The 25,765-nt window shown below is 34.0% G+C and carries 24 protein-coding genes and 1 tRNA gene; 14 read left to right on the top strand and 11 right to left on the bottom strand.

The window, feature by feature from the left end:
- Positions 1–8 precede the first annotated feature (8 nt).
- Entirely contained in the window at positions 9–1,706 is a 1,698-nt protein-coding gene (locus FNW52_RS07705) for a M23 family metallopeptidase (RefSeq protein ID WP_143376876.1), read from the bottom strand.
- 269 nt (positions 1,707–1,975) lie between these two features.
- On the opposite strand from FNW52_RS07705, the gene FNW52_RS07710 reads away from it, so the two are divergent.
- The 4 genes from FNW52_RS07710 (at position 1,976) to FNW52_RS07725 (ending at position 5,027) form a co-directional block, all read left to right on the top strand.
- Positions 1,976–2,266, top strand: coding sequence for a hypothetical protein (locus tag FNW52_RS07710; protein ID WP_143376877.1), 291 nt, complete (start codon positions 1,976–1,978; stop codon positions 2,264–2,266).
- Between the two features lie 8 nt (positions 2,267–2,274).
- Positions 2,275–2,568, top strand: a complete 294-nt coding sequence (locus FNW52_RS07715; RefSeq protein ID WP_143376878.1) for a cell division protein ZapA — start codon at positions 2,275–2,277, stop codon at positions 2,566–2,568.
- Positions 2,569–2,776: 208 nt separating this feature from the next.
- Positions 2,777–4,339, top strand: coding sequence for a ribonuclease Y (rny, locus tag FNW52_RS07720; protein WP_143376879.1), 1,563 nt, complete (start codon positions 2,777–2,779; stop codon positions 4,337–4,339).
- 115 nt (positions 4,340–4,454) lie between these two features.
- A complete protein-coding gene (locus FNW52_RS07725) occupies positions 4,455–5,027 on the top strand; it encodes a Uma2 family endonuclease (RefSeq protein ID WP_143376880.1) in 573 nt (190 codons plus the stop codon).
- A 73-nt stretch (positions 5,028–5,100) separates the two neighbouring features.
- Here the strand turns inward: FNW52_RS07725 and xerD are convergent, their stop codons facing one another.
- Both xerD and FNW52_RS07735 read right to left on the bottom strand, forming a co-directional pair.
- Positions 5,101–6,003 carry a site-specific tyrosine recombinase XerD gene (gene xerD / locus FNW52_RS07730; RefSeq protein WP_143376881.1) on the bottom strand — a complete coding sequence of 301 codons (903 nt, stop codon included), beginning with the start codon at positions 6,001–6,003 and terminating at the stop codon, positions 5,101–5,103.
- Between the two features lie 80 nt (positions 6,004–6,083).
- Positions 6,084–6,686 (bottom strand): outer membrane beta-barrel protein, encoded by a 603-nt coding sequence (locus FNW52_RS07735; RefSeq protein ID WP_143376882.1) that lies wholly within the window; start codon positions 6,684–6,686, stop codon positions 6,084–6,086.
- Between the two features lie 315 nt (positions 6,687–7,001).
- On the opposite strand from FNW52_RS07735, the gene aroQ reads away from it, so the two are divergent.
- Complete coding sequence (gene aroQ / locus FNW52_RS07740; protein WP_143376883.1) at positions 7,002–7,415, top strand: type II 3-dehydroquinate dehydratase; 414 nt, start codon at positions 7,002–7,004, stop codon at positions 7,413–7,415.
- An 87-nt stretch (positions 7,416–7,502) separates the two neighbouring features.
- Entirely contained in the window at positions 7,503–9,968 is a 2,466-nt protein-coding gene (locus tag FNW52_RS07745) for a DUF5686 and carboxypeptidase regulatory-like domain-containing protein (RefSeq protein ID WP_143376884.1), read from the top strand.
- Between the two features lie 79 nt (positions 9,969–10,047).
- Here FNW52_RS07745 and FNW52_RS07750 read toward each other — a convergent pair whose 3' ends face one another.
- The 4 genes from FNW52_RS07750 to FNW52_RS07765 all read right to left on the bottom strand — a co-directional run bounded on the left by FNW52_RS07750 (position 10,048) and on the right by FNW52_RS07765 (position 13,442).
- Complete coding sequence (locus tag FNW52_RS07750; RefSeq protein WP_143376885.1) at positions 10,048–10,923, bottom strand: cation diffusion facilitator family transporter; 876 nt, start codon at positions 10,921–10,923, stop codon at positions 10,048–10,050.
- A 90-nt stretch (positions 10,924–11,013) separates the two neighbouring features.
- Entirely contained in the window at positions 11,014–12,324 is a 1,311-nt protein-coding gene (gene murA / locus FNW52_RS07755) for a UDP-N-acetylglucosamine 1-carboxyvinyltransferase (RefSeq protein WP_143376886.1), read from the bottom strand.
- Between the two features lie 111 nt (positions 12,325–12,435).
- A complete protein-coding gene (locus tag FNW52_RS07760) occupies positions 12,436–13,143 on the bottom strand; it encodes a DUF4290 domain-containing protein (protein WP_143376887.1) in 708 nt (235 codons plus the stop codon).
- A gap of 2 nt (positions 13,144–13,145) precedes the next feature.
- Positions 13,146–13,442, bottom strand: coding sequence for a DUF493 family protein (locus FNW52_RS07765; protein WP_143376888.1), 297 nt, complete (start codon positions 13,440–13,442; stop codon positions 13,146–13,148).
- Between the two features lie 373 nt (positions 13,443–13,815).
- Here FNW52_RS07765 and FNW52_RS07770 point away from each other — a divergent pair, with 373 nt between their 5' ends.
- The 5 genes from FNW52_RS07770 to FNW52_RS07790 all read left to right on the top strand — a co-directional run bounded on the left by FNW52_RS07770 (position 13,816) and on the right by FNW52_RS07790 (position 18,344).
- The gene (locus FNW52_RS07770; protein ID WP_143376889.1) at positions 13,816–14,349 is read left to right on the top strand and encodes an AAA family ATPase; all 534 of its coding nucleotides are present in this window, start codon (positions 13,816–13,818) and stop codon (positions 14,347–14,349) included.
- A 22-nt stretch (positions 14,350–14,371) separates the two neighbouring features.
- Positions 14,372–16,267 carry an ATP-dependent DNA helicase RecQ gene (locus FNW52_RS07775; RefSeq protein ID WP_143376890.1) on the top strand — a complete coding sequence of 632 codons (1,896 nt, stop codon included), beginning with the start codon at positions 14,372–14,374 and terminating at the stop codon, positions 16,265–16,267.
- A complete protein-coding gene (gene fmt, locus FNW52_RS07780) occupies positions 16,267–17,214 on the top strand; it encodes a methionyl-tRNA formyltransferase (protein ID WP_143376891.1) in 948 nt (315 codons plus the stop codon). The genes FNW52_RS07775 and fmt overlap by 1 nt, the downstream gene beginning before the upstream one ends.
- A gap of 180 nt (positions 17,215–17,394) precedes the next feature.
- Positions 17,395–17,667: an HU family DNA-binding protein gene (locus tag FNW52_RS07785; RefSeq protein WP_116764564.1), complete on the top strand. Its 273-nt coding sequence runs from the start codon at positions 17,395–17,397 to the stop codon at positions 17,665–17,667.
- 116 nt (positions 17,668–17,783) lie between these two features.
- Complete coding sequence (locus FNW52_RS07790) at positions 17,784–18,344, top strand: YqgE/AlgH family protein (protein WP_143376892.1); 561 nt, start codon at positions 17,784–17,786, stop codon at positions 18,342–18,344.
- Positions 18,345–18,505: 161 nt separating this feature from the next.
- Here FNW52_RS07790 and FNW52_RS07795 read toward each other — a convergent pair whose 3' ends face one another.
- Together FNW52_RS07795 and FNW52_RS07800 are read right to left on the bottom strand one after the other, a co-directional pair.
- A complete protein-coding gene (locus tag FNW52_RS07795) occupies positions 18,506–19,366 on the bottom strand; it encodes an aminotransferase class IV (RefSeq protein ID WP_143376893.1) in 861 nt (286 codons plus the stop codon).
- A 52-nt stretch (positions 19,367–19,418) separates the two neighbouring features.
- The gene (locus tag FNW52_RS07800; protein WP_143376894.1) at positions 19,419–19,811 is read right to left on the bottom strand and encodes an START-like domain-containing protein; all 393 of its coding nucleotides are present in this window, start codon (positions 19,809–19,811) and stop codon (positions 19,419–19,421) included.
- A gap of 151 nt (positions 19,812–19,962) precedes the next feature.
- On the opposite strand from FNW52_RS07800, the gene FNW52_RS07805 reads away from it, so the two are divergent.
- Positions 19,963–20,036, top strand: a tRNA-Met gene (locus FNW52_RS07805).
- 444 nt (positions 20,037–20,480) lie between these two features.
- Positions 20,481–20,738, top strand: a complete 258-nt coding sequence (locus FNW52_RS07810; protein WP_143376895.1) for a hypothetical protein — start codon at positions 20,481–20,483, stop codon at positions 20,736–20,738.
- Positions 20,739–20,798: 60 nt separating this feature from the next.
- On the opposite strand, the gene FNW52_RS07815 is transcribed toward FNW52_RS07810, so the two are convergent.
- Together FNW52_RS07815 and FNW52_RS07820 are read right to left on the bottom strand one after the other, a co-directional pair.
- Positions 20,799–22,817 carry an OmpA family protein gene (locus FNW52_RS07815; RefSeq protein WP_143376896.1) on the bottom strand — a complete coding sequence of 673 codons (2,019 nt, stop codon included), beginning with the start codon at positions 22,815–22,817 and terminating at the stop codon, positions 20,799–20,801.
- Positions 22,818–22,896: 79 nt separating this feature from the next.
- The gene (locus FNW52_RS07820) at positions 22,897–24,660 is read right to left on the bottom strand and encodes an Ig-like domain-containing protein (protein ID WP_143376897.1); all 1,764 of its coding nucleotides are present in this window, start codon (positions 24,658–24,660) and stop codon (positions 22,897–22,899) included.
- 391 nt (positions 24,661–25,051) lie between these two features.
- Between FNW52_RS07820 and FNW52_RS07825 the strand changes: the two genes are divergently transcribed.
- Complete coding sequence (locus FNW52_RS07825; RefSeq protein ID WP_143376898.1) at positions 25,052–25,744, top strand: prolyl oligopeptidase family serine peptidase; 693 nt, start codon at positions 25,052–25,054, stop codon at positions 25,742–25,744.
- Positions 25,745–25,765: the final 21 nt, after the last annotated feature.

The raw sequence follows: 25,765 nt of genomic DNA on the forward strand, positions 1-25,765 counted from the left end.
TGTGTTTTTTATTGTTTTTGATTTCTTTGAAAATGAGTTTCAAAGATAGAAGAATTCCCTACATTATCAACTACTACCACTTTTAATTCATTGTCACCTTCTGCTACAATTCCGTCATTAAAATCGTGGGTCAAAAGTCTCGTTTTGTTATCATATTCCATCAAAATCCATTTTCCATTAAGATAGCCATTATAGAATTTTATTCCAGACAAACTATCGGATATACTCACTTGAAGTAGTTTTTGATTGTCTAATTTTTTCCCTTCAATAGACTTTGCAATCGTAATGACTGGCGGAATCGTATCCAAAACTAATTTATACTGACCTAAAGTCTTCACTTTCGTCTCATAAACATTGTCTTTTCGACGGGTCGTATTGTAACCTACCTTCCCCCCATTTATTCGTCCAATAAAAACTTTATCTTTTTGATCGGCAAGATAACTGTCATTTTCCATAGTAATGGTAAAATTGATATGCACAGGAACCGTATCGTCATGTACCGTCAAAATAGTATTCTTCACATCAAAATTCAAATTAAAGTCATCATAAAATGTCCCTGCTGGAAAGAAAACGGAATTTTTATCTTTTTCAAAAAGGCAATCTTTTGACGCTTTTACCACATAATTCGAGACAACTTCTTCTTTTTCTATTATGGTCGAAAGCGTATCATATGCTACAGGAATAGTAATCGTGGTTTTATTTCCATAAAAATCTGAAACCTCCAAACGACAAACCGAAGTCAAATTGGGCAGTACTGTAATAACACCATTGGTTTCATCTGTTTTAATTACACTCAGATTATAGGATGGATTCATAAATAACTTTTGAATCCTTTGCTGTGTTTTTTTGTAAAAGGAATAATCGATAAATGCATTCACATACCGCATTTCATCAAAAGAATAGGTATTAAATTGATATCCAAAAATAGATTTTCCGTTACATGATAAGTCCACATTAAAAACTCCATTTTTGTTAAAAGAAACATCATCATAATCGAAAGTGGCGATGCCAAAACCAATTTTCCCGTTGGCAACCACTTTGTCTGCCAAATAAGTTCCGTCTTTCTGCAAGGACAAATTGATTGCGATAGGGCGTTGTGCATGATTGACCGTAGTTTTTGGATCTAAAGGGTAAGCATACAAATTTGAAACTATTGGTTTCTTCGTGTCTTTCATTAAAGCATCAAAACCAAAAAACATGGGGTTAATGATTTTCTCCGTTTTTGTATCTCTAAATTCAAAATGCAGATGAGGCCCTTCGGAAGCCCCTGTATTTCCTGAAACTCCAATTAATTGTCCTTTTTTAACGGGCATTTCATTGGGCTTGAAATACATCTCGATTTCAAAAGACTGCTCTTTGTAATGCGTTTTCTTTATAAAATTTTGAATAGAATCAGCAGCTTTTTGCAAATGGCCATACACCGAAGCAAATCCGTTTGGATGATCAATATAAATTGTTTTTCCGTTACCAAAAGTGGAAATTTTAATCCTTGAAACATAGCCATCAGCCACAGCATACACGTTTAACCCTTCTCTTTGCTGGGTTTTCATATCAAAACCCGCATGAAAGTGATTCGGTCTCAATTCTCCGAAATTCCCGGATAATTGCATCGGAATATCAATTGGAGAACAAAAATAGTTTTTGGGATAATCGGTTTGAGCAAAAAGAGCACTAGAGAAAAGGAACAGGAAAAAAGAAAATTTCATTTGCAAATATTTATTGTATTTTATCGGTCAAATGTAATTCGCATAACATCATTAGTGCTTGCGACCGATTTTGGAATATGCTCATTTCATAGAATACATTTTTGCTAAGATAAAAAAAGCAACTAAAACTCACAAGACAAAACAAAACCAAAATACAATAAACTGATTTTTAACTAATTGGTTTTTTTAATGTAAAAAAATCGATAAAATATTGTAATAATAAAAAGGAATACTAACTTTGTAAGATTAAGTAATGAATAGGAATTATAATGAGTGTGATTGCAGAAATAATTGATACTCTTGAAAATAAGGTTGGAAAACTTTTTTTTAAAATTAAAACTTTAGAAAAAAACAATCAAGATATAACTTTAGAATTAAGAAATGCTGCAGTGTTACTACAAACTCAATCAACAGAGATTGAATCATTAAAAACACAATTAGAAACACTCAAGATAGCCAATACATTATTAGGCAGTGACGAAAATAAAAGAGATACAAAGCTTAAAATAAATTCAATAATTCGTGAAATTGATTACTGTATAGCACAGCTATCAGATTAGTAAAAAATATGGATGAAAAGCTTAAAATTAAAATATCAATTGCAGACCGAGTGTACCCGTTAACGGTAGATTTCTCTCAGGAAGAAGGACTTAGAAGTGCTTCTAAAAAAATTGATGCTATGATAAAGCAATTTGAAGAAAATTATGCCGTTCGAGACAAACAAGATGTATTGGCCATGTGCGCCTTACAATTTGCTTCTCAAGTAGAACAAAAACATATTGATAACGCTATAAATGGAGATGAAACCATTGAAAGATTAAACAAAATCAATACAATTTTAGATCAATATCTCGAAAATTAAACGTTCTTTACACAAACTAAGATACTGCCTACATTAGTTCATATTTGGTAAACTCAACACTAACAATTTAGAATGAGCAAATCATCACTACTAAAGCATGCCACGCTTCGGCGAGGAAACTTGAACAGTGAGTTAGCTCAAAACTTGTCTTTCCGAGTTTATACAAGCAATCTAATGTAGGCTTTTTTATATATAAATTTTAACAAACATGGACATCTTAACAATAATTATTTCGGGAATTACGGGTATTGCAGCAGGATTTGGTATCGCCAAAGTCATTGAGAAAAGTAACATCTCTAATTTAATTAAAAGCGCAAAAAAAGAAGCAACTTCTATCCTAAAAGACGCTAATCTTGAAGCAGAAAACATTAAAAAAGATAAAATTCTTCAAGCAAAAGAAAAATTTATCGAATTAAAATCTGAACACGAACAAGTAATTCTATCCAGAGACAAAAAAGTAGCCGAGGTAGAAAAAAGAGTACGTGACAAAGAATCTCAAATTTCTAACGAATTATCAAAAGCGAAAAAGGTAAATGATGATTTTGAATCAAAAACTAAAGAATACACTTCTAAAATTGAAAATTTAGACAAAAAACAAGTAGAAGTAGATAAACTTCATAAAAGTCAATTGCAACAATTAGAAGTAATCTCTGGATTATCTGCTGAAGAAGCCAAAAACCAATTAGTAGAAGGCTTAAAAGCCGAAGCTAAGAGCAAAGCCATGTCGCATATTCAAGATACTATCGAAGAAGCTAAATTAACGGCACAACAAGAGGCAAAGAAAATCATCATTAACACCATCCAAAGAGTTGGAACTGAAGAAGCAGTAGAAAACTGCGTATCTGTTTTCAACATAGAATCAGATGACGTAAAAGGTAGAATTATTGGTCGTGAAGGAAGAAATATTAGAGCATTAGAAGCTGCCACCGGCGTAGAAATCATTGTAGATGACACTCCAGAAGCTATTATCCTTTCTTGTTTTGACCCTGTACGTAGAGAAATTGCTCGTTTGGCATTGCATAAATTAGTTACTGACGGACGTATTCACCCAGCTCGCATTGAAGAAGTAGTTGCCAAAACAACCAAACAAATTGATGATGAAATCATTGAAGTTGGAAAACGAACTGTTATCGATTTAGGAATTCATGGTTTACACCCTGAATTGATAAAAGTAGTAGGTAGAATGAAATACCGTTCTTCTTACGGACAAAATTTATTGCAACACTCTCGTGAAGTTTCTAAACTTTGTGGAATTATGGCAGCCGAATTGGGATTGAATGTTAAACTTGCCAAAAGAGCAGGATTACTTCACGATATTGGTAAAGTTCCAGATGCGGAAAGTGATTTACCACACGCTTTATTAGGAATGCAATGGGCTGAAAAATATGGTGAAAAAGAAGAAGTTTGCAACGCCATTGGAGCACACCACGACGAGATAGAAATGAAGTCATTATTGTCTCCAATCATTCAGGTTTGTGATGCTATTTCGGGAGCTAGACCAGGAGCCAGAAGACAAGTATTAGACTCTTACATTCAACGTTTAAAAGACCTTGAAGAAGTAGCTTACGGATTTAGCGGTGTAAAAAACGCTTATGCCATTCAAGCCGGTAGAGAACTACGTGTTATTGTAGAAAGCGAAAAAGTTTCTGATGATAATGCAGCAACTTTATCTTTCGAAATTTCACAAAAAATCCAAACTGAAATGACGTATCCAGGTCAAGTAAAAGTTACGGTAATTAGAGAAACCAGAGCCGTGAATATCGCGAAGTAAAATTCTAAATCTCAAAATTTTAAATTCCAAATTCCAATTATTACAAATTGTAATTTGGAATTTTTTATTGAATTTTATTTGAAATTTAAACTAACTTTGTTTAAAACTATCTAATATGGGACTTCCTGAAATAAAACATATAACTGAAAAGGAATATTTGGATGCTGAACGTTTAGCAACAGTAAAGCACGAGTATTATAAAGGAGAAGTTTTTGCTATGAGTGGAGCTTCGTTTTCGCATGCCAAAATTTCGATGAATTGCTCGTTTGAATTAAGCCTTAAATTAGATGGAAAAGATTGCCAACCTTATGGTAATGATGTTCGAATACATATTCCTAAAAACAGCTTATATACCTACCCTGACCTCACTATCATTTGCGGAGAAATAGCAGAAACGGATGATCATTTTGACACCGCTACAAATCCTTCTGTTATTTTTGAAATATTATCTCCTTCTACAAAAAATTATGACAAGGGAGGTAAATTTACTTTATACAGAAATATTAATACTCTGAAAGAATACATTCTAATTGATTCTGAATGTATTTCTGTCGAAAAATTTACTCGAAATCAAGACAACACATGGACTTTTGAAGAATATATTTCAATAGAAAATAGCCTTCCTATTTCAACTGTTGGTATCGAAATGCAATTATCTAAAATATATAAAGGGGTTAAATTCAAATAAAAAGATTGTAGATTAACATTTTTAGATTTCTATCGAAATAACACACCCTTACCATGCATTTTTACAACACAGATTATACAGTTTTCCTTGGATGAAAAGTATTAAGGACTTCGGTTAAAAATTTTCTATCCAAATGGACATAAATTTCTGTTGTCGTGATAGACTCATGACCCAGCATTAATTGAATCGAACGCAAATCAGCTCCGTTTTCTAAAAGATGGGTAGCAAAAGAGTGCCTCAATGTATGAGGACTTATGCTTTTATTCAAATCAATTTTTACAGCCAAATCTTTGATAATAGTAAAAATCATTGCCCGAGTCAATTGCCTCCCTCTTCTGTTCAAAAACAAAGTATCTTCAAATCCTTTTTGAATATTGAGCTGGGTTCTAATGTTGTTTTTATAAATTTCAATAAACTTTTGAGTTAAATCTCCAACAGGGACAAAACGTTGTTTATTCCCCTTCCCTGTTACTTTGACAAAACCTTCCTCAAAAAACAAATCCGATATCTTTAAGGCTACCAATTCTGAAACTCGAAGTCCACAGCCGTATAAAGTTTCCAGTATTGCACGATTGCGCTCTCCTTCATTCGAACTCAAATCAATTGCCGAGATAAGCGCATCAATTTCGACAACAGCCAATGTATCGGGTAACTTACGTCCTGTTTTTGGAGTTTCTATCAACTCCATCGGATTATCATTTCTAAAATCTTCGAATATTAAATACGAAAAAAAACTTTTCAACCCTGAAATTATCCTAGCCTGAGATCTAGGATTCACTTCTTTAGAAACGTTATAAATGAATTGCTGTACTGTTTCTTCCTTTATGACAACAGGCGAAACCTGAATCTCATTTTGCGCCAAAAACAAGCACAACCGTTCCATATCAAAAGAATAATTATCAATGGTGTTTTTTGATAATCCTCTTTCAATTTTCAGATACGACTGATAACTTTTTATATACGACTGCCAATTCATAGCAACAAAGTAAAGACTTTTTTGGCCATAAAAAAACCTCCCGAGCAAGGAGGTTCATATAATTTTACAACTATTTTAAACTACCATTTGTATAGCAATCCAAATTTTGGTTGAGCGAAAATATTGTTAAACAAATTCACATTTACAACTAAGTCGCTACTACTAGACCCATTTTCCGGTTTGGCATTATTATAACTTAAAATTTCAGCTAGCGTAAATGTAGCAGCCCATTTAGGCGCGAAGAAATAGTTGATTCCTAAATCAATATTGGCTTTGATGTCATTATTCATATTAGTCGTATTATTCAAATATTCTAATTTTGTATGATTGTAACCTAAACCTGCCTCGCCATAAGCCTTAAAATTACCTAAACTCAAGAAATAATATCTTGCAAACACTCCAATTCCGAACGAACTTGATTTATCAAGGTTATTGCTATTGGGCAAATAAGATACCGATGAAATATTAAAATCTCCACCTATAGCCCATTTCTCATCTAAAAAACAACCAAACTTAGGTGTTAATGCAAAATAATCATTGCTACTATCTCCTGTAGTTAAAGTAATCCCGCCCTCAAGCCACATATTCCCTTTAGAAAAAGTCGCTTTGGGCATTCCAGAATCTTGTGCATTTGCATAACTAAACGCAAATATCGCTACTAATAATACACTAATTTTTTTCATCTTGTTTGTTTTTTGCTTGTTTATACAAAAGTAAATGTACGAAATACTAACCAAAATGCGTTAACTAAAACTTAATTTAATCATAAAAGAAGGTTTGAGTTCCTTAATCTTAAAAAATAAACAAAAATATAAACGACTAAAAACAAAATACTTAACAGAATAGTATCAAAATAAAAACACACAAGACTAGATTGTATAAGGTTTTTTCTTAATAAAATAAATCCACGCCCGCTTTATTAAAAAAACAAAGGTTTTTTGATAAAAATGTCATCCATATTCACCATGGATTAATTATTTTTACAAAAAACAAACCTTATGAAAATAGCCATCGTTAATGGTCCCAATTTAAATCTACTCGGAAAAAGAGAGCCCGAAGTTTACGGTACTCAAACATTTGAAGATTATTTTGAAATTTTAGAAAATAAGTTTCCTCAAATACAATTGACTTACTACCAAAGCAATATTGAAGGAGAATTAATTGGCAAAATACAAGAATTGGGTTTTACTTACGACGGTATCATTCTTAATGCTGGTGCCTACACCCATACTTCTATTGGGATTGGAGACGCTATCAAAGCAGTAAGCACTCCTGTAATCGAAGTTCACATTTCGAACACTTATGCTCGTGAGAGTTTCAGACATCAGTCTTATATCTCAGGAAATGCAAAAGGTGTAATTCTTGGTTTTGGTTTAAAAAGCTATGATTTGGCAATACAATACTTTTTGTAATACTTTTTTAACAAAATTTTATTAAAAGCCGTGCATTATTATATGTAACATCCCTTACAAAGAAGCGTCAAACATAAAACTACATTTATGAAAAACGCTTTTTTGTTGCTATTCCTATCTATCAGCTTATTCAATTTTGCTCAAATTAAAGGAAAACTATCCGATGAAAAAGGGAATCCTCTGCCTTATGTTACCGTATATGAAGATAATACTTACAATGGAACTACTACAAACGAACAGGGATATTACGAACTAAACATAAAAAAAATAGGCAGGCACTCGATTGTGTTCCAATTTTTAGGCTTTAAAACTCAAAAGATAGCCATCGACGTCCTCACATTTCCTCATAGTTTGGATGTAAAATTGATCGAAGAAAGTCTTTCTTTAAATGAAGTTGTGATTAATTTAAAAGACAATCCCGCGAACCAAATTATAAAAAACGCTATTGCGAATAAGAAAGTAAACATCGAAAAAACGGCTAAATACAAAGCCGATTTTTATTCCCGAGGTATCTTCCGAATCAAAGATGCTCCCAAAAAGATTCTAGGGCAAAAACTGGACATGTTTGATGAAGTGCTAGATTCAACCCGAAGTGGCATTCTCTATTTATCGGAAACCGTTTCTAAAATTGCTTTTCAGAAGCCCGATAAAATGAAAGAGACTATTATTGCCTCCAAAGTAAGTGGCAAGGATAATGGGTTCAGTTTTAATAATGCCGCTTCTGCTAATTTTGATTTTTATGATAATTATTTACCTTTTGATGTCAATGTGGTTTCTCCTATTGCGGACAATGCTTTTGGTTATTACAAATACAAATTCGAAGGGTCGTTTTACAATGAAAACAACCAACAAATCAATAAAATAAAAGTCACTCCAAAAAGAGCGTCTGAGCCTGTCATGGAAGGCTACATTTATATCGTAGAGGACAGTTGGGCTATTTATGCTGTCGATGTTTCTATTAAAGGAGATCAAATGCAAAATCCCGCTTTGAATTTATTGACTTTAAAACAAAATTTCAGTTATAATACTACTTCTAAAATTTGGATAAAAAACACTCAATCAATCGATTTTACTTTTGGAATGTTAGGCATCAATATATCAGGCAGATTTACTTATGTCTTCTCTAATTTTGAGTTTGATCCTCCTTTTACAAAAAAAACATTTACTAAAGAGATATTGTCTTTTCAAGAAAATGCCAATAAAAAAGATGATGCGTATTGGAATACCATCCGTCCCATTCCTTTAACCATCGAAGAAAGTACAGATTACACCAAGAAAGACATTCTTCAAACCAAGAAAAAATCACAGGTATATCTTGATTCTATCGATAAAAAAAAGAATAAATTTCACTTTCCAGATATAATTATGGGCTACACCTATAAAAACTCCTTTCAAAAATGGTCAGCCAATTATGGAGGCTTACTAACTGGAATCAATTTCAATACCGTGCAAGGCTGGAAAATTGCTACCGGGTTATCCTATACAAAAACCGACCGTGAAAAAGGGAAATACACTCGATTTGGGGCTGATTTTGATTACGGCTTCTCCGAAGCTCAATTCAGAGCAACAGGAAGTTTTATCCATAAATTCAACAATATCAATAAAAGCGAAATTCAAATTTCTGGAGGAAGTCGTATAGCGCAATTTAACGGAGATAACCCAATATCAGAGTTATTGAACTCTGTTACCACTTTATTTTTTAAAGAAAATTTCATGAAGATTTATGAAAATAATTTTATTTCTTTATTGTATCAACGGGAAGTTACAAATGGAATTTTCCTCAAGGCCAAAGTTGATTATTTAGAAAACAAACCTTTATTTAACAACACGGATTACACTTTTTTACAAAAAGACAAAGACTACACTTCTAATAATCCATTGGCTCCAAATGACAATATAACACCAGCTTTTGAAAAATACAATTTAGTAAAAGCCAAAATAGAAGCTAATATTAATTTTGATCAAGACTACATTTCCCGCCCTGACGGAAAGTACAACCAATCAAATGATAAATATCCCGTGTTGACTTTTGGATTTGAAAAAGGATTTGCGGGAAGCGAAAAGAAATATGAGTTTGACCATGCAAAAGCCAAGATAACTTATAACGCTACCTTAGGAAACAAAGGTATTCTATCTCTAAACGCAAAAGGAGGTAAATTCTTTAATGCCGACCAAATCTCATTTATTGATTACAAGCATTTTAATGGAAACCAAACTTATATCGGGTTGTCAGAAAGCTATTTGAATGTGTTTAATTTAATGCCTTATTATACCAATAGCACCAATGACAGCTATTTTGAGTTGCATACCGAACACAACGACAAAGGCTATATAATGAATAAAATCCCGTTATTGAATAAGTTAAAATCGAATTTAGTTTTAGGCTATCACTTACTTGCGGTACCACACACAAGTCCTTATGCTGAATACAGTGTAGGTTTGGACAATCTTGGTTTTGGAAAGTTCAAAATATTTCGACTGGATTATGTGCGTTCCTACCAAAATGGATTTCAAAAAGACGGTGTAATCGTTGGATTGAAGTTTTTGAATTAAACTTACCTCTTAAAAATAAAGAACCCAATACATTTATAAATTGTATTGGGTTTTATTTTTTTTTGGATTGAAATCATTTTCAGTTGGGTTCAATATGAATTAAGACATGTCCCAACTCTGGTATTTTCTCTCTCAACGTATCTTTGAGTTTATGTGATAAATCGTGTCCTTCTTTTACCGTTATCGTACCATTTACTCTGGCATGAAGATCGACATGATATTTCATTCCAGCTTTACGAATGAAACATTTTTCGGTATCGATAATTCCATCTACTTGAAGGGAAACTTTTCTAATTTCTTCGACCAAATCATCATATAAATGTTCGTCCATGATTTCGCCAAGAGCGGGTCTAAAAATGAGGTAACTATTATAAAGTATGAAAACCGAGGCGAACAAAGCAGCCCAATCATCTGCGGCTTCATACCCCTTTCCTAAAAACAAGGCGATAGAAATCCCAATGAAGGCCGCTACCGAAGTTATCGCATCACTTCTATGATGCCAAGCATCGGCTTTGAGAGAAGAACTATTGGTTTCCTTGCTTCTTTTCATTACCAAACGAAACGAATACTCTTTCCAAAGAATAATAGCTCCAAGCACAAAAAGTGTCCAAGGTTTGGGTAATTGGTGCGGCGTTTGAATGTTTATAATACTTTCGTATCCTATAATTGTTGCCGATGTAATTAGAAATCCAACCACTAAAAAGGTAATTAATGGTTCGGCTCTTCCATGTCCATACGGATGATTATCATCTGCTGGCCTGTTGGAGTATTTTATACCAAATAAAACCAACAATGAAGCAAAAATATCAGTAGTTGATTCTATAGCATCTGCAACCAAGGCATAGGAATTCCCAAAAAAACCAGCTAATCCTTTTATAAGAGCCAATGCAGTATTCCCAATTATACTAAAATAGGTTGCCTTTATGGCTTTTTGCTCATTCGTTTTGTCGTCCATTTTTTTATTGTACTAAAAATCGCTTAAACAAACTAATTTTAAATGAAAATTAAATTTATTTAAGCGATTTTAAAAATTGATTATTTATTGTTATTCTCGAACTATTTTGGCTCCAATAGCTCTTAAACGTTCGTCTATACGCTCGTATCCTCGATCTATTTGTTCTATATTTTGAATAATACTTGTTCCTTTGGCCGATAATGCTGCAATCAATAACGAGATTCCTGCACGAATATCTGGTGAAGACATTGTTGTTGCCTTAAGCTGTGATTTGAAATCATGTCCTATAACTACAGCCCTGTGCGGATCACACAGCATGATTTTTGCTCCCATGTCTATCAATTTATCTGTAAAGAACAAACGGCTTTCAAACATTTTTTGATGAATCAATACATCTCCTTTGGCTTGCGTAGCAACTACCAAAACGATGCTCAATAAGTCTGGCGTAAATCCTGGCCATGGCGCATCGGCAATGGTAAGAATTGAACCATCAATATCTGTTTTTACTTCATAACCATCTTTGTGTTCTGGGATAAAAATATCATCTCCTCTTCTTTCTAGTGTAATTCCTAATTTTCTAAAGACATTTGGAATCACTCCTAGATTCTCCCAACTCACATCTTTGATTGTAATTTCGCTTCTTGTCATGGCCGCAAGACCAATCCAAGAACCAATTTCAATCATATCTGGAAGAATTCTATGCTCGCAACCACCTAGTTTTTCAACTCCTTCTATGGTTAGTAAATTAGATCCAACTCCTGTAATATTGGCTCCCATGGAGTTCAACATTTTACAAAGTTGTTGCAAATAAGGCTCACAAGCAGCATTGTAAACCGTTGTTTTTCCTTTGGCCAAAACAGCTGCCATAACAATATTAGCAGTTCCGGTTACTGATGCTTCATCCAATAACATATCGGCACCCACTAGCCCATCGGGAGCTTCTACTCCATAAAAATGGTCTTCTCTGTTGTATCTAAATTTGGCACCAAGATTAATAAACCCTTCAAAGTGAGTATCTAATCTTCTTCGTCCTATTTTATCTCCTCCTGGTTTTGGGATATATCCTTTTCCGAAACGTGCCAAAAGTGGCCCAACAATCATAATAGAACCACGAAGTGATCCGCCTTCTTTCTTGAATGCTTCGGTTTCTAAATAATCAACATTTACTTCATCTGATTGAAAAGTATAAGAACCAGAACCTATTTTCTCGATTTTAACGCCCAAATTACCTAAAAGCGTAATCAATTTATTGATATCAATAATATCTGGGATATTATTGATTGTTACTTTTTCTGGGGTTAAAAGTACGGCACACAAAATTTGTAATGCTTCATTTTTGGCTCCTTGTGGTGTGATTTCTCCTTTTAGACGAATGCCACCCTCTATTTTAAAAATTCCCATGTGTTTGTTTTAAGATTCTTAGATTCTAATTTTCTATGTTTCTAAGTTCCCTATGTACTTTTTTGTTCAGCAACTTAGTGACTTAGTGTCTTAGTCTCTCTTTTTAATTAGTTATTTCTTGATAAACGGTTTTGGTTTCCCCGTTTTAGTATTTTTATTACTTTGAATTTTAGGTTGTCCAGCAGGAGTTATCTTATTGGAAATCCTTTTATTGGTTCGTAATAAATCGGTGGTGTTTAATAATTCTTCTGAACTTTGAATTAAATTCAATTTCCCGTCTGATAATTCATAAAGGTGTTCAAAAATCACATCGTCTTTTACGGTGTCTTTGTTCCAGCTTAAATAGGATTTTTTCATGTGATTGGCAATTACTTTTACCAATGCATTTTTCATTTCGCCATCTTCCCATTTATTGGCAACATCAATCATATATTTGATATTGTTACCATAATACCTGTATTTTGGAAAATTCTGAGGGTATTTTAAAACATCGGGTTTGAGTTGTAAAACTTCTCGCGATGGAATTGGATAAGGCGAATTGGCTGCCAATTTAAAATCGGACATGATGAAAAGTTGATCCCATAGTTTATGCTGAAAATCAGGCACGTCTCTAAGATGAGGATTCAAACTCCCCATTACTTGAATGATGTATTTTGCCGCTTTGTTGCGTTCTACATCATCTTCTATAACAGTTGCCTGCTCGATCAATTTTTGCAAATGACGACCATATTCTGGAATGATTAAGTGCTCTCTTTCAGAATTGTATTCTAAATTAAAAACGACATCATTCGCTATTTCTTTTTTATATTTTTCGACCATAATTATAGGGAAACTATACCTTTTATTGTAGAAACTTCTTGGTACTTATCTATTATTTCTTGTGAATCTTTGACCTCTAAATCTATTGAAATACTGGTAAATTTTCCTGTTTTTGACTTTGTTGTTTTAATTACAGCTCCCATACAATCAAAAGCCTCTTCGACTTTTTTGATGTTTTCGTCGGATGTGGGAACTATGAATTTAAACAAATATTCTGCGGGCCAAGTGTTACTATTATCTAACTCAACCTTCAGTCTTTCGTAAAATTCTGCGGTTTCTCTTTCTTTATCGTTGTCCATTCTTAAATTAAAATAAAAGCAAATATACGGTTTTGAATTTAGAATTTAGAATTTAGAATTCAGAATTGCGTCTAGAATTTAGGTTTTTTTAAAACCAAGATGTGTATCAACTTATTTTGAGTTTAAAAGCAGCTTTAATCCAACAAAATATCTCCAAAAAAAAACAATTACTTCCTTTTAGCCCTGATGGAAACGGCATCCTTTTTATAAGGCTATTTTTCTTAGCCTTATAAAAAGATACAGTGTACAGCAGGAACCCATATCTCCCGAAAATGAAACAATCATTCGCTCCTGAACAAACTGATAAAAATCCTAGGGTATTTTTTTTAAAATAACGATAACTTTAAGTATTTTTGCCGTTTAATTACAGAAAGTGCAGAAAGAAATTATTGTTATCATTGGTGGCCCTGGTACGGGGAAAAGTTCTATTATCGATAGTTTGGTTGCAAAAGGCTATTGTTGTTATCCCGAAATTTCTCGTGAAGTAACGCTTGAGGCTCAAAAAAGAGGGATTGAGCAATTGTTCCTAGAAGATCCTTTACTGTTTAGCCAAATGCTGCTTGATGGCAGAGTTAAGCAATACAATAATGCTCAAAATGAAGCACATACAATGGTGTTTATCGATCGTGGCATTCCTGATGTTGTAGCCTACTTGGATTATATTGGGGATTCTTATCCAGATCATTTTGACTTGGCTTGTCGCGAAAATAATTACACTAAAATTTTTATTCTTCCGCCTTGGGAAGAGATTTACCAAAGTGACAGCGAGCGCTACGAAAATTTTGAACAAGCAAAAACTATTTACAAACACCTTATAGAAACCTATCAGAAATACGGGTACCATCTAATTGAAGTGCCAAAAGATAGTGTAGATAACAGAATTCTTTATATATTAGATAAAATTTAGCGTTCTCTGAAACCTGAACTCTATGCAAGAAGCATTAGCTATTCTTCAAAAATATTGGAAACACGACAAATTTAGATCTCTTCAAAATGAAATAATTGATTCGGTTTTGAGCGGTCAGGATACTTTTGCCTTGATGCCAACAGGAGGTGGAAAATCAGTTTGCTTTCAGGTTCCTTCCATGATGAAGGAAGGAATATGCTTGGTGATCTCGCCATTGGTAGCGTTGATGAAAGACCAAGTTGCTAATTTGCAAAAGCGCGACATTAAAGCAATCGCTTTAACAGGTGGCATCAAATCTGACGAGATGATTGATTTGCTAGACAATTGCCAATTCGGGAATTATAAATTTCTGTATGTATCTCCAGAGCGATTACAATCGGATTGGATTATGGATCGGATAAAAAACCTCCCCATAAACCTGATTACTATCGATGAGGCGCATTGTGTTTCGCAATGGGGACATGATTTTCGACCCGCTTATTTGAAGATTTCTGCTTTAAAAGAACATTTCCCCAAAGTTCCGTTTCTGGCACTTACCGCAACGGCAACCCCAAAAGTAAAAGAAGATATTATTACCGAATTGGGTTTGCACGAACCAAAGCAATTTAAAAAATCTTTTGCCAGAAAAAATATTGCCTATATGGTTTTTGAAGTTGAAGATAAACTTTTTCGGGTGGAACAAATCCTTAAAAAAAATCCGCAACCTTCTATCATTTACGTTCGAAACCGAAAATCATGCCTGGATATTTCGAGTCAATTGCAATCCTTAGGATTTAAAGCTACTTATTATCACGGCGGTCTTACCTCTAGAGAAAAAGACAAAAACATGCAGCTGTGGATGGAAGAAAAAGCCCAAGTTATCGTGGCTACAAATGCCTTTGGAATGGGAATTGACAAAGCCAATGTAAAAACCGTTATCCATATTCAGCTACCCGAAAATATTGAGAATTACTACCAAGAAGCGGGGCGTTCTGGCAGAAATGGAGACAAAGCTTTTGCGGTATTATTGACAAGTCCATCTGATATTATTCAGACCGAAAATCAATTTATACAAGTGCTTCCCGACAAACCGTTTTTGAATACCATGTATGTTAAACTCTGCAATTATTTCCAAATTGCTTATGGAGAAGGGATTGACGAACAGTTTACTTTTAACCTGCATCATTTTTGCTTAAAATATGGGTTTTCTACGTTAAAAACCTTTAATGCCCTGCGTTTTCTGGATGGACAAGGTGTTATTACTTTATCTCAGGAATTTTCGGAAAAAATAACGTTACAATTTCTAATTCCATCCAAAGAGGTCATTCGCTATACGAGCTTAAACCCCAATGACGAGGAAATCATTTTGGCCATACTAAGAACCTACCCTGGTATTTATGAAATGCAAACCGCTTTTAATCTTCCGTTGATTGCTAAAAAATCCCATCATTCTGAAGCAGAAGTTCAAGCTGTATTGCACAAATTAAAAGACAAAGAAATTATTGAATACCGTTCGAAAAACAATGATGCTACTTTAATTTTTAATGAGATTCGGGAAGACGAAAGAACTATTAGTAAAGTTTCAAAATATTTAGAGAGACAAAACCAGCACAAAAAAGAGCAGCTTCAATCGGTACTTCATTATATTAAAGAGAAAAACGTTTGCAAAAGCAAAATGATTTTAGATTATTTTGGAGAAAAAGCAACTACTGATTGCGGCATTTGCTCCTATTGCATTACGAAAACCAAATCCCAAAAAGACTACAATACGCTTTCAAAAAAAATAATCAAGCTATTAGAAAGCGAAGATTTAAATTCAAGAGAAATTCAAAATAAGACCAAAGATACCTCAGACGATGTTATCTTTGTGCTGCAACAATTATTAGAAAATGGGAAACTAATAATTCAAAAGAACAATAAATACACCTTAAAATCATAATGGAAAAATTAAGAATTATATTTATGGGAACCCCAGAATTTGCTGTTGGAATTCTGGACACCATAATCAAAAACAATTACGAAGTAGTAGGCGTAATCACCGCTGCAGACAAACCTGCAGGTCGCGGACAGAAATTAAAATACTCCGCCGTTAAAGAATATGCATTAGAAAACAACTTAACATTATTACAGCCTACAAACCTAAAAGACGAAAGTTTTCTTGAGGAATTAAAATCGTTGAATGCTAATTTACAAATCGTAGTAGCCTTTAGAATGCTGCCGAAAGTGGTATGGGAAATGCCTGCGTTGGGCACATTCAATCTTCATGCTTCTTTGCTTCCTAATTATAGAGGGGCCGCCCCTATCAATTGGGCAATTATAAACGGAGAGACCAAAACCGGAGTCACTACCTTTTTTATAGATGACAAAATAGACACTGGCGCTATGATCTTGAGTTCCGAAACTGAAATTTCTGCATCAGAAAACGCAGGGCACCTACACGATCGTTTGATGCATTTGGGAAGTGGTACCGTTATAGAAACATTGAAATTAATAGAAAGTGGAAATATAACTACAACTATTCAAAATGATTCGGCAGAAATCAAAACGGCTTACAAACTAAACAAAGAGAATTGTAAAATCGATTGGACAAAATCGGCCTCAGAAATCAATAACCTCATCCGAGGATTAAGCCCCTACCCTGCGGCTTGGTGTTTTTTTAGTGATAAAAATGAAGAGTGGAATGTAAAAATATACGAAGCCAAAATCATTTTGGAACAACACGAACATCCTACTGGGACTTTATTATGCACCAAAAAAGAGATGAAAGTTGCCATTGCAGAGGGCTATATCCAAATAGTAAGTTTGCAATTTCCTGGTAAAAAGAAAATGAATACCCATGAATTATTAAATGGAGTTGTTTTTTCTGAAAGTGCAAAAGTCTATTAAAACCAATAAAAACGGGAGCTAAGTAATTTTTTGAAAGAAAAAAACCTCGTTTTATGAACAATAAAACCAAGTTATCAACAAAAAGCGCTAAAATCGAACAAAATCCTTGCAAGAAACATAATTCCTACTAAATTTGTTGTAATAACAATTCTTTTAACCAACAATTAATACCTTATTATTATGAACAAATCAGAATTAATCGACGCTATCGCTGCTGATGCAGGAATCACAAAAGCTGCTGCAAAATTAGCTTTAGAATCATTTTTAGGAAATGTAGGTGAAACTTTGAAAAAAGGTGGAAAAATTTCTTTAGTAGGTTTCGGATCATGGTCAGTATCCGCTAGAGCTGCAAGAGACGGAAGAAACCCTCAAACAGGTAAAACGATCCAAATCGCTGCAAAAAATGTTGTGAAATTCAAAGCTGGAGCAGATTTAGAAGGAGCAGTAAACTAAATATAGTTTATTTTATATAATTAAACCTTCCTATGGAAGGTTTTTTTTATACTTTCAACGATTATATTTGGAGTTTTTACTGTTTTTTTATTAAATTTAATAAAAAATAAAGCCTTATGATTTCCGAAAAATTAAAAAAAGGGTATTTACTTATTGCAGAGCCATCTATCATTGGCGACTTATCTTTTAACAGATCTGTAATACTTTTAGCTGACCATAACGAGGAGGGTTCGGTAGGTTTTATCATTAACAAACCTTTGAAATACACCATCAATGATTTAATTCCTGAAATTGATGCCACTTTCAAAATTTACAATGGTGGACCTGTTGAGCAAGACAATCTTTATTTCATCCATAACATTCCAGAATTAATCCCTAACAGCATAGAGATTTCAAACGGAATTTATTGGGGCGGCAATTTTGAGTCCACCAAAGAGCTGATCAACAGCGGTAAAATAAAAAAAGACAATATTCGTTTCTTTTTAGGCTACACTGGTTGGGATGAGCACCAATTAGAAACAGAAATGGAATCCAATTCATGGATTATTACCCAAAACAATTATGAAAACAAAATAATTGGCAAATCAGCTACCCATTTCTGGAAAGAACAAATCATAGAACTTGGAGGAGAATACCTTATTTGGTCTAATGCTCCTGAAAACCCCTATTTAAACTAAGTTTGTAGCTATTCAGCCCTTAGCAATTAGTGAAGAGTGATTAGCTCTTGTGCACACTAAAAAAGAAGTGTCCATAATTAAAAGCTATTTGGTTTATTTTTTTTACACAAATTTCGCTTGTATTTACGCAGAATCTACGATTTTTAGCTAATCACTAAAGGCTATTCACTAATTACTGAATAATTACCTAAGTTTAAAAATTCATTCAGCCTTGCAACTAAAACTTTAGAAATTTCAATCGAAAATTCTTTTTTTCTATATTTTGTAATTGGCTGAATACCTTTAATGACATTGGTCACAAATAATTCATCTGCTTTTTGAATATCAAAGGGAGAAATTATCTCTTCAACTACTTCAATACCTTCTAGTTTTTCGGCAATTTTTAAAATTTGTTTTCTCATAACCCCATTCAAACAACCTTCTGAAACTGGCGGAGTGATCAAAACTTTCCCTTTCAGCATAAAAACATTTCCTTGTAACGCCTCTACGACATTTTTACTGTCGTTTAATAAAATACAATTATCCAATCCGTTTTCACTGGCATAAATACTTCCAGTTACGTTTATAAGTCGGTTTGTCGTTTTTATTGAAGATAGTAAATGCTTGGTCACATAAAAATCTTTATACAAATCAACTTCATATTCTTTTTCGTCAAGAGCATACAAAGTATTTTCAAGTGAAATTGCCTGTATTAAAAAAGAAACTGTATTATTTTGAGGTAAATAATATCCTCCTTCATTTCTATATACCGTTATTCTGGCGCGTGACGACGATTCTAAGCCATTATTCTTTACCAAAGCTACAATTTGCTCTTCAAGGTACTCCATCGTGAAATTCATGGGGATTTCCATTCTAATCACACGCATGGAGGACATTAACCGAAAATAATGATCTTCTAAAAATAGAATTTTTGAATTCACAATTTTTACAGTCTCAAAAACTGCATCACCATATAAAAAACCACGATTTTGCGCTACTATGTTTGCATCCTGAGACACTAAAGTTCCATTAAAATTTATCATAAAAAAAGCCTGAATTAATTCAGGCAAATATAAGTTATAATATACAATTTTACTACACGGATCCAATTACATGTTTCAAGTCTGAAATTTGGTTTTCCCACAGTTGCGTAGCCTCTTCGATCTCGTCTTTACGAGCAAAATCTACTACCATCAAAGAAACATCCTTGGTAAGTTCATCTACCAAAATATTTAATTCAAAAAAATAGTCGGTATCCTTATTATTATCATCGACCCATTTAAATTTTACTTTTTCGCCAGACTTTTTGGAAGCAAGCCTAGCCTTTTCCTCAGAGTCATTCCAAATAAATGTAAAAAACTCGCCCCTCGAATTAACATTATCTGCAAACCATTCTGATAGCCCAGAAGGTGTTGAGATATATTGATACAACAATTGAGGAGAAGAATTTATGGGGAATTCGATTTCGTAACGTACTTTTAGATCCATGAACATCTTTTAATTTTTTGGAAATATATAGAATATTACGACAAGAAAAAAGCATTTTTAAAAATATTTTTTTTTATCATTTTTACTTGCACACTCAAATTATTGTCTTATATTTGCACCCGCATTCAGGGACAGGATTTGTCTCGAATATGGCGAGGTAGCTCAGTCGGTTAGAGCGCAGGATTCATAACCCTGAGGTCACGGGTTCAACTCCCGTCTTCGCTACAAAAACAAACCCTTAAACATCAATTGTTTAAGGGTTTTTTATTGGAATTATGTATTAAAAATATCAACTTTAAATTTTTCGAGTGAGGACTCAAGTGAGGAACTCGAGTAAGGTATTTTATAAATTGAGACGAGAACATTGAGCGAAAAAGATATAAATGAAATCTATTTTTTCGTTTTTACTGTTTAAAATTCACTCAACTATTTAAATTTTCGAAGCAGATAGAACTTGTTCGAGCTAAATAATACTCTTTTAGAACAGCATCGGTTGGATTAGAGGGAAGAATTTAGCATCCTTATATTATCAAAGGATTTGTGTTTATATCAAATCAAAACACTATTTTTAGCAAGTAATACAATAGAGAACAGACAAAGATTTGCAATACAAAAAGAACAGAACTCGATAAGAGAATGTCAAATACCTAAAAAGAGCAATGGAACAATATGGATATAGTCAAATTTAAAATCACGGCAAAAACAATAAAAGTAGAAGTTCGCAATTCGAATAATTATGTTTTTAATTTTAATACCGCTTTGGAAATTGAAAAAGAGGATAGAGACGTTTTATTAAGACTCTACAATGCGTTAGACCTTCTTTTTAAGAAAGAAAATACTAGCGAAGTGAAAAATTACATTTCGCCCAATCAAACGAATATACTCGACCAGATTGCTGCTGTTGGCGATTTAGAAAAAAAAAGATAGGCTTTTAAGTTCCTATCCTTTTTTAAACTCCAAAAGAGCATTTTCAAGCTAATTATTTTTCTATTTTCTAGCAGGAATAATGTCAATTATCACAGTACGATTGTAAAAACGTTCTTCAGGAAATTTATTTTCAAAAGGAGATACATTTTCATCTTCTCCAAAACCATGTACTTCGAATGTAACATCTTTTCTACCTGTATCCAATAATGCTTTTTCGATAATGCTTTTTACTTCATTTGCTCTATCCAAAGACAAATTTAAATTATAAGACTCTTCTCCAATAATATCAGTATGACCATGAATGACAACTACTCCGTCTTTAGGTATTTTAGTCGTAACAACCTCAGTCAAATATTTCTCATACATAGCAATTGCTTTTGACTTATTAAACTCAAAAATTATGCTATATCTAAGTCCTTCTTCAGTTTTAGACGGTGTCCAAAGCACCATGTGTGCAGTAGTTTCTTTTTCTACAATTAGACCACTTTTAGTTTGTCCTATCAACTTTACTTTATAATCACCTTCAGGACGAGTTCCCATAATATCTTTACCCGCAATACTTACTTTTTCTTGAGTATAAGGACCAAAAGGTTTTACCTGTCCATCTGAACCCGTAGTTTGCAAAGACCATGATGAATATGCTTCACTTGCACCAACGGCATCAATTGTAACATAACTGTCTATGGGTGCTTCTTGAACTGCAACAAATTCTAATGGTTTTAACGGAGCATCCGGGCCACTTTGAAATTCCATCAATAATTGAGGTGAATTACTTTCTATAGAAACCCTACGATCCCCCTCACGAAGTAACACTAATTCTTTTTTTCCTCCTGGTTGTTCAGATGGAATATTCGGTTTTAACTGTCCTTTTATATTTATTCTTGTTGCATTTATTCCGAATACATTAACCAAGTACGTTTTGATAGATTCAGCCATCAAAACACCATCTTCCGATCCTTTTTCTGAAGAGCCTACAAGTGTAATAGAACTTGAAGGATCTTTTACCATTCGACTACCAAGTATGTTAATTACATTATAATACACAGTCATTTGACGAGCAGAACGACCGGATGGATTTACAGAGGCTGTAATTCCTACTTGATCTTCATTAAAATCTTTCACATCTTCTTTTCGTAATAATTTGTAACGAGTTGGTATTTCATTCGATCCAAGATCATAAAAAACATAATTTCGTAATGGAAATGTTTCTCTTACGTTACGTTCACCTGGAATATTCTTAGGTGCGTATACCGAAAATTGCACTTGAGGCTCTACTGCTTCAGGAACCACAATTTCACTCCCTTGTCCAAATTTAAGTGCAACACCTGCTCTAACTGTAGTTATGTTCCAAGTTTCTACAGAACGTGGATTTTGCCCATAATAAGGTTGAAAAGCAATAAAAGGAGACAAAACAAATTGTGTTTTATGATTTTGTGAGGATAACGGAATATCATAACCTGCTCCAATTTGCATTGAAATAAGCGTTTGGTCTATAGCGTCAAAATCTCCTTCTACTTCAGAGGCTACCTCTTGATTTGGAAAAGCAGGATTGACTCCTAACGCATACGTAAATGATTTATCCATATTGAAAGCCAAACGTGGACCTCCATACAAATATAAATTAGATTTGAAAGGCGCAAAACGAATACTTGGCTCTACTGTAATATAACTTAAATCGGTAGACAAGTCAGCAGGACAATCACAAGGAGTAATTTTCTGATCAAAGGATCCTTTTCTACTATCATAACCGGCCTGAAACATGAATCCCCATCTTGTGTCTGGTTTATGAAATTCAATAAGTGGTGCTAAATAAAGCCCCACTCCATCTCCATCATGAAAAGTAACTGCAGGAGTTAAACTCGAATTGAGCTGATGTGTTGAACCGCGATAAAAATTAAAGTTAGCACCACCTGCAACACCAAAGAACCAAGAAGGTTTTGTGTACTTAATTTCTTGTGCCTGAACTGGTCTTTGTACGTTTAACCAAAACAAAGTCAATAGCAAAAGACTTTTAAAGGAAAGATTATTGGGAGTCCCTGTCATGCATAACTCCTGTTTGTAATTAATTTTAGCTTTCATTTTATAACTATTTTGTTGTTAAATTTTTATTGAGATAAATCCCGTTCTAAAACGGGATATACTATTTAGTGTTGTTGTTTTATGGGACATTAATGGTTGTATTTACCATGGTCACAGACGAGATTAAAGATATCGCTCTTCCGTTGAGTACGGTTTGATTTGCATTTCCTGGAGTAGAAAATGAAACACCTGAATTAGCAATAATAGTTCCAACCATCGTTCCACCACCAGCGCCATTAATAGTTGCAGCACTACCTACATACCAGAAGACGTTTTTAGCCAATCCTCCGTTTTTCATTATTACACTTTTCGCACCTGTAGGCCCGGAAATTCCAACAGTAAGACCAGCAGCAGTTTGAAAAATCCAAGTCGCATTTGGGTCACCTTGTGCGTCAAGCGTAAGATCACCATTACTAATTTTAAAAGTACCACTTGCTGATTTATAAACCCCAGGAGCTAATGTTAATCCTCCTAATTCACCGGCATTCGGATCAGAACCACCAGGTTTTGATGCAGGCGAAATACTTAAATACGCTGCATTTGCATCAAGCAATCCTTGTTGTGCAATTGCAAATGAAGTAGCTGTCCCAGGAGCTGGTGGCGCCGCAAATATATCACCGGTCACATTTCCAACATTTAGAGGTGTCTCGGTATAAATCGCAACCCCATCATGAAATCCTGTAATCAAAGTTGAAGCAGCGGTTGTGCCTATACTTCCATTATTGATTACTGTGTTCAATCCTTGATTTGTTATTCCAGCGTTACCGCCAAAAGCTCCAAATACAGATGCAGTACCAAGATCAATTATCACAACTGCTGCAGGATCCAGTATAGTAGTAAAATTCCAAACATAGTTGCTATCTAACTGTGTTCCGGCTACATTTTTAGCCCCATTTGTAATTGTAGCTGTATAAACAGTTCCTATTATAAGTGAATTTGTTGGATTAAAAGAAGCCGTAGTACCTGTATAAGAAACCGTACCTGGAATTGTTGTTAAGCCCTGTTTCAAAGTAAATGTGGTCGCATTGATTGTAGAAGCATCCATTATAGTACTAAAATTAGCTGTTACAGTTTGATTTAAGGCCACATCAATAGCGTTATTAACAGGATCTGTTGCAGTCACTGTTGGTATAGCATCCGTAGTAAAAACCCATATATAATCTACTGCCATTGCAGTATTCAATGAATTTTTAGCGCCATTGGTTATGGTAACAGTATAGACTTTATTAGCCGCTAAAGGATTTGTTGGGACAAAAGATACCGTTGACCCTGAATAGGTAATTACTCCCGCTACAGCATTAGCTCCTTGACTTACTTTAAAAGTTGTGCTATTTAAGGTTAATGGATTCATAACCATATTAAATGTTGCCGAAATTGTTTTATCAAACTTCACAGCAATGGCATTATTAATAGGGTCTGTTGTGATTACTACAGGTCTCAAAAACGTACCTGTAGAAAATGCCCACACATAATCAGCTTGCAAAACATTCCCCATTAAATCTTTGGCTTTTGTGGTAATTCTAGCAGTATAAGTAGTGTTTTCTTCTAGCGGAAGTGTTGGAGTAAACGATGCCGTTTTATCAGAGTAAGTGACCGTTCCAGCAATTGGTGCAACTCCTACTACTGTAAATGAGGTTGAAGTAATCGAACTTGGATCCATTTCTTCATTGAATGTAGCAGTAATGATTTGTCCCAACGGAACATCTAATGCATTACCCAAAGGAGTCGTCGACTCCACTATAGGACAAACTCCAACGACTTCTTCGAAATCATCTTTTTCGCAACCAGAAATTAATGCAATACATAATATTGCAAAAGTGAATAGTAAAATTTTAGCTTTCATTTTATTTTTTTTAAGAATTATTTCATAAGACAAAGATGGCTTTGTTATGCCTCCGAAACATTATACAATTTTTACTAAGAGTTATATTATTCACGCTTTTAAAATAAAATATTAACAATCAGGTATTTAGCATAGCACGAGCATTTCTAATATTAATCCTTTTAGTCAAAAAAAAAGTCATCCCCTATAATTGAATTATTTTGAGGAGTGTAATTAATACCAATTATTTATTTCAAATTAGTTCGAGTAATTCTTTTTGGAAAGGGTAAATAAAAAACACAACCACATTAACTTAAAACCATCAAACAAGAATTAAACTCCAAAAAAGCTGGTAGCATTGATCATAAAAACTTAATTTGCGATCCCATATCAAAACAACAACCCCAAATTAATGCGATTTCACATTCTACTTTACCTATTTATTCTTTGCGCCATTCCGACAGCACAAGCACAACTAAAAGCCATCACAGATCAGACCGACTATCCTTTCTGGATCAATCTACCCAATCAAGAGGTATTGGATAAAAAAGCACCAATCATCCTATTTTTACACGGAAAAAGTCTCTCGGGTACCAATTTGAATCGAGTAAAACGCTACGGTATAATCCGAGCCATCGAAAGAGGAAAAGAAATCCCCGCCATCGTGATTGCTCCACAAGTAGCTTCGGGCGCTTGGAATCCCGACAAACTCTTAAAACTTTTGGAATATGTGCAAAGCAATTACAATACCGATTTATCGAGGGTCTATGTATGCGGAATGAGTTTAGGAGGCTATGGTACTTTTGATTTTGCTGGTAAATATCCCGATAAAATCACAGCAGCAGTGGCTATTTGCGGAGGCGGAAACCCCAAAGATGCTTACAACCTCGCAACGGTTCCGTTATGGGTCATACACGGAAACAAAGATTACATCGTCCCGATTTCGGAATCCAAAAAAATGGTCAAAGCGATCCAGACCTGCAATCCCGATGCTAACCTAATCTTTACCATCGTTAAAGGCGGCAATCATGGTAGTGTCGAACGTTATTTTAGAGAAGATAAAATCTACGACTGGATGCTGAGTCAGTTTAAATTTATTCCATAAAAAAAGGCAACCTATTTTGGA

The organism is Flavobacterium sp. ZT3R18 (genome assembly GCF_007097385.1).
Lineage (GTDB): Bacteria > Bacteroidota > Bacteroidia > Flavobacteriales > Flavobacteriaceae > Flavobacterium.

Bases quoted from the DNA above. Each gene is read 5' to 3' on its own strand.
- FNW52_RS07705 (WP_143376876.1), bottom strand. From the start codon at position 1,706: ATGAAATTTTCTTTTTTCCTGTTCCTTTTCTCTAGTGCTCTTTTTGCT.
- FNW52_RS07710 (WP_143376877.1), top strand. From the start codon at position 1,976: ATGAGTGTGATTGCAGAAATAATTGATACTCTTGAAAATAAGGTTGGA.
- FNW52_RS07715 (WP_143376878.1), top strand. From the start codon at position 2,275: ATGGATGAAAAGCTTAAAATTAAAATATCAATTGCAGACCGAGTGTAC.
- rny (WP_143376879.1), top strand. From the start codon at position 2,777: ATGGACATCTTAACAATAATTATTTCGGGAATTACGGGTATTGCAGCA.
- FNW52_RS07725 (WP_143376880.1), top strand. From the start codon at position 4,455: ATGGGACTTCCTGAAATAAAACATATAACTGAAAAGGAATATTTGGAT.
- xerD (WP_143376881.1), bottom strand. From the start codon at position 6,003: ATGAATTGGCAGTCGTATATAAAAAGTTATCAGTCGTATCTGAAAATT.
- FNW52_RS07735 (WP_143376882.1), bottom strand. From the start codon at position 6,686: ATGAAAAAAATTAGTGTATTATTAGTAGCGATATTTGCGTTTAGTTAT.
- aroQ (WP_143376883.1), top strand. From the start codon at position 7,002: ATGAAAATAGCCATCGTTAATGGTCCCAATTTAAATCTACTCGGAAAA.
- FNW52_RS07745 (WP_143376884.1), top strand. From the start codon at position 7,503: ATGAAAAACGCTTTTTTGTTGCTATTCCTATCTATCAGCTTATTCAAT.
- FNW52_RS07750 (WP_143376885.1), bottom strand. From the start codon at position 10,923: ATGGACGACAAAACGAATGAGCAAAAAGCCATAAAGGCAACCTATTTT.
- murA (WP_143376886.1), bottom strand. From the start codon at position 12,324: ATGGGAATTTTTAAAATAGAGGGTGGCATTCGTCTAAAAGGAGAAATC.
- FNW52_RS07760 (WP_143376887.1), bottom strand. From the start codon at position 13,143: ATGGTCGAAAAATATAAAAAAGAAATAGCGAATGATGTCGTTTTTAAT.
- FNW52_RS07765 (WP_143376888.1), bottom strand. From the start codon at position 13,442: ATGGACAACGATAAAGAAAGAGAAACCGCAGAATTTTACGAAAGACTG.
- FNW52_RS07775 (WP_143376890.1), top strand. From the start codon at position 14,372: ATGCAAGAAGCATTAGCTATTCTTCAAAAATATTGGAAACACGACAAA.
- fmt (WP_143376891.1), top strand. From the start codon at position 16,267: ATGGAAAAATTAAGAATTATATTTATGGGAACCCCAGAATTTGCTGTT.
- FNW52_RS07785 (WP_116764564.1), top strand. From the start codon at position 17,395: ATGAACAAATCAGAATTAATCGACGCTATCGCTGCTGATGCAGGAATC.
- FNW52_RS07790 (WP_143376892.1), top strand. From the start codon at position 17,784: ATGATTTCCGAAAAATTAAAAAAAGGGTATTTACTTATTGCAGAGCCA.
- FNW52_RS07795 (WP_143376893.1), bottom strand. From the start codon at position 19,366: ATGATAAATTTTAATGGAACTTTAGTGTCTCAGGATGCAAACATAGTA.
- FNW52_RS07800 (WP_143376894.1), bottom strand. From the start codon at position 19,811: ATGGATCTAAAAGTACGTTACGAAATCGAATTCCCCATAAATTCTTCT.
- FNW52_RS07810 (WP_143376895.1), top strand. From the start codon at position 20,481: ATGGATATAGTCAAATTTAAAATCACGGCAAAAACAATAAAAGTAGAA.
- FNW52_RS07815 (WP_143376896.1), bottom strand. From the start codon at position 22,817: ATGAAAGCTAAAATTAATTACAAACAGGAGTTATGCATGACAGGGACT.
- FNW52_RS07820 (WP_143376897.1), bottom strand. From the start codon at position 24,660: ATGAAAGCTAAAATTTTACTATTCACTTTTGCAATATTATGTATTGCA.
- FNW52_RS07825 (WP_143376898.1), top strand. From the start codon at position 25,052: ATGCGATTTCACATTCTACTTTACCTATTTATTCTTTGCGCCATTCCG.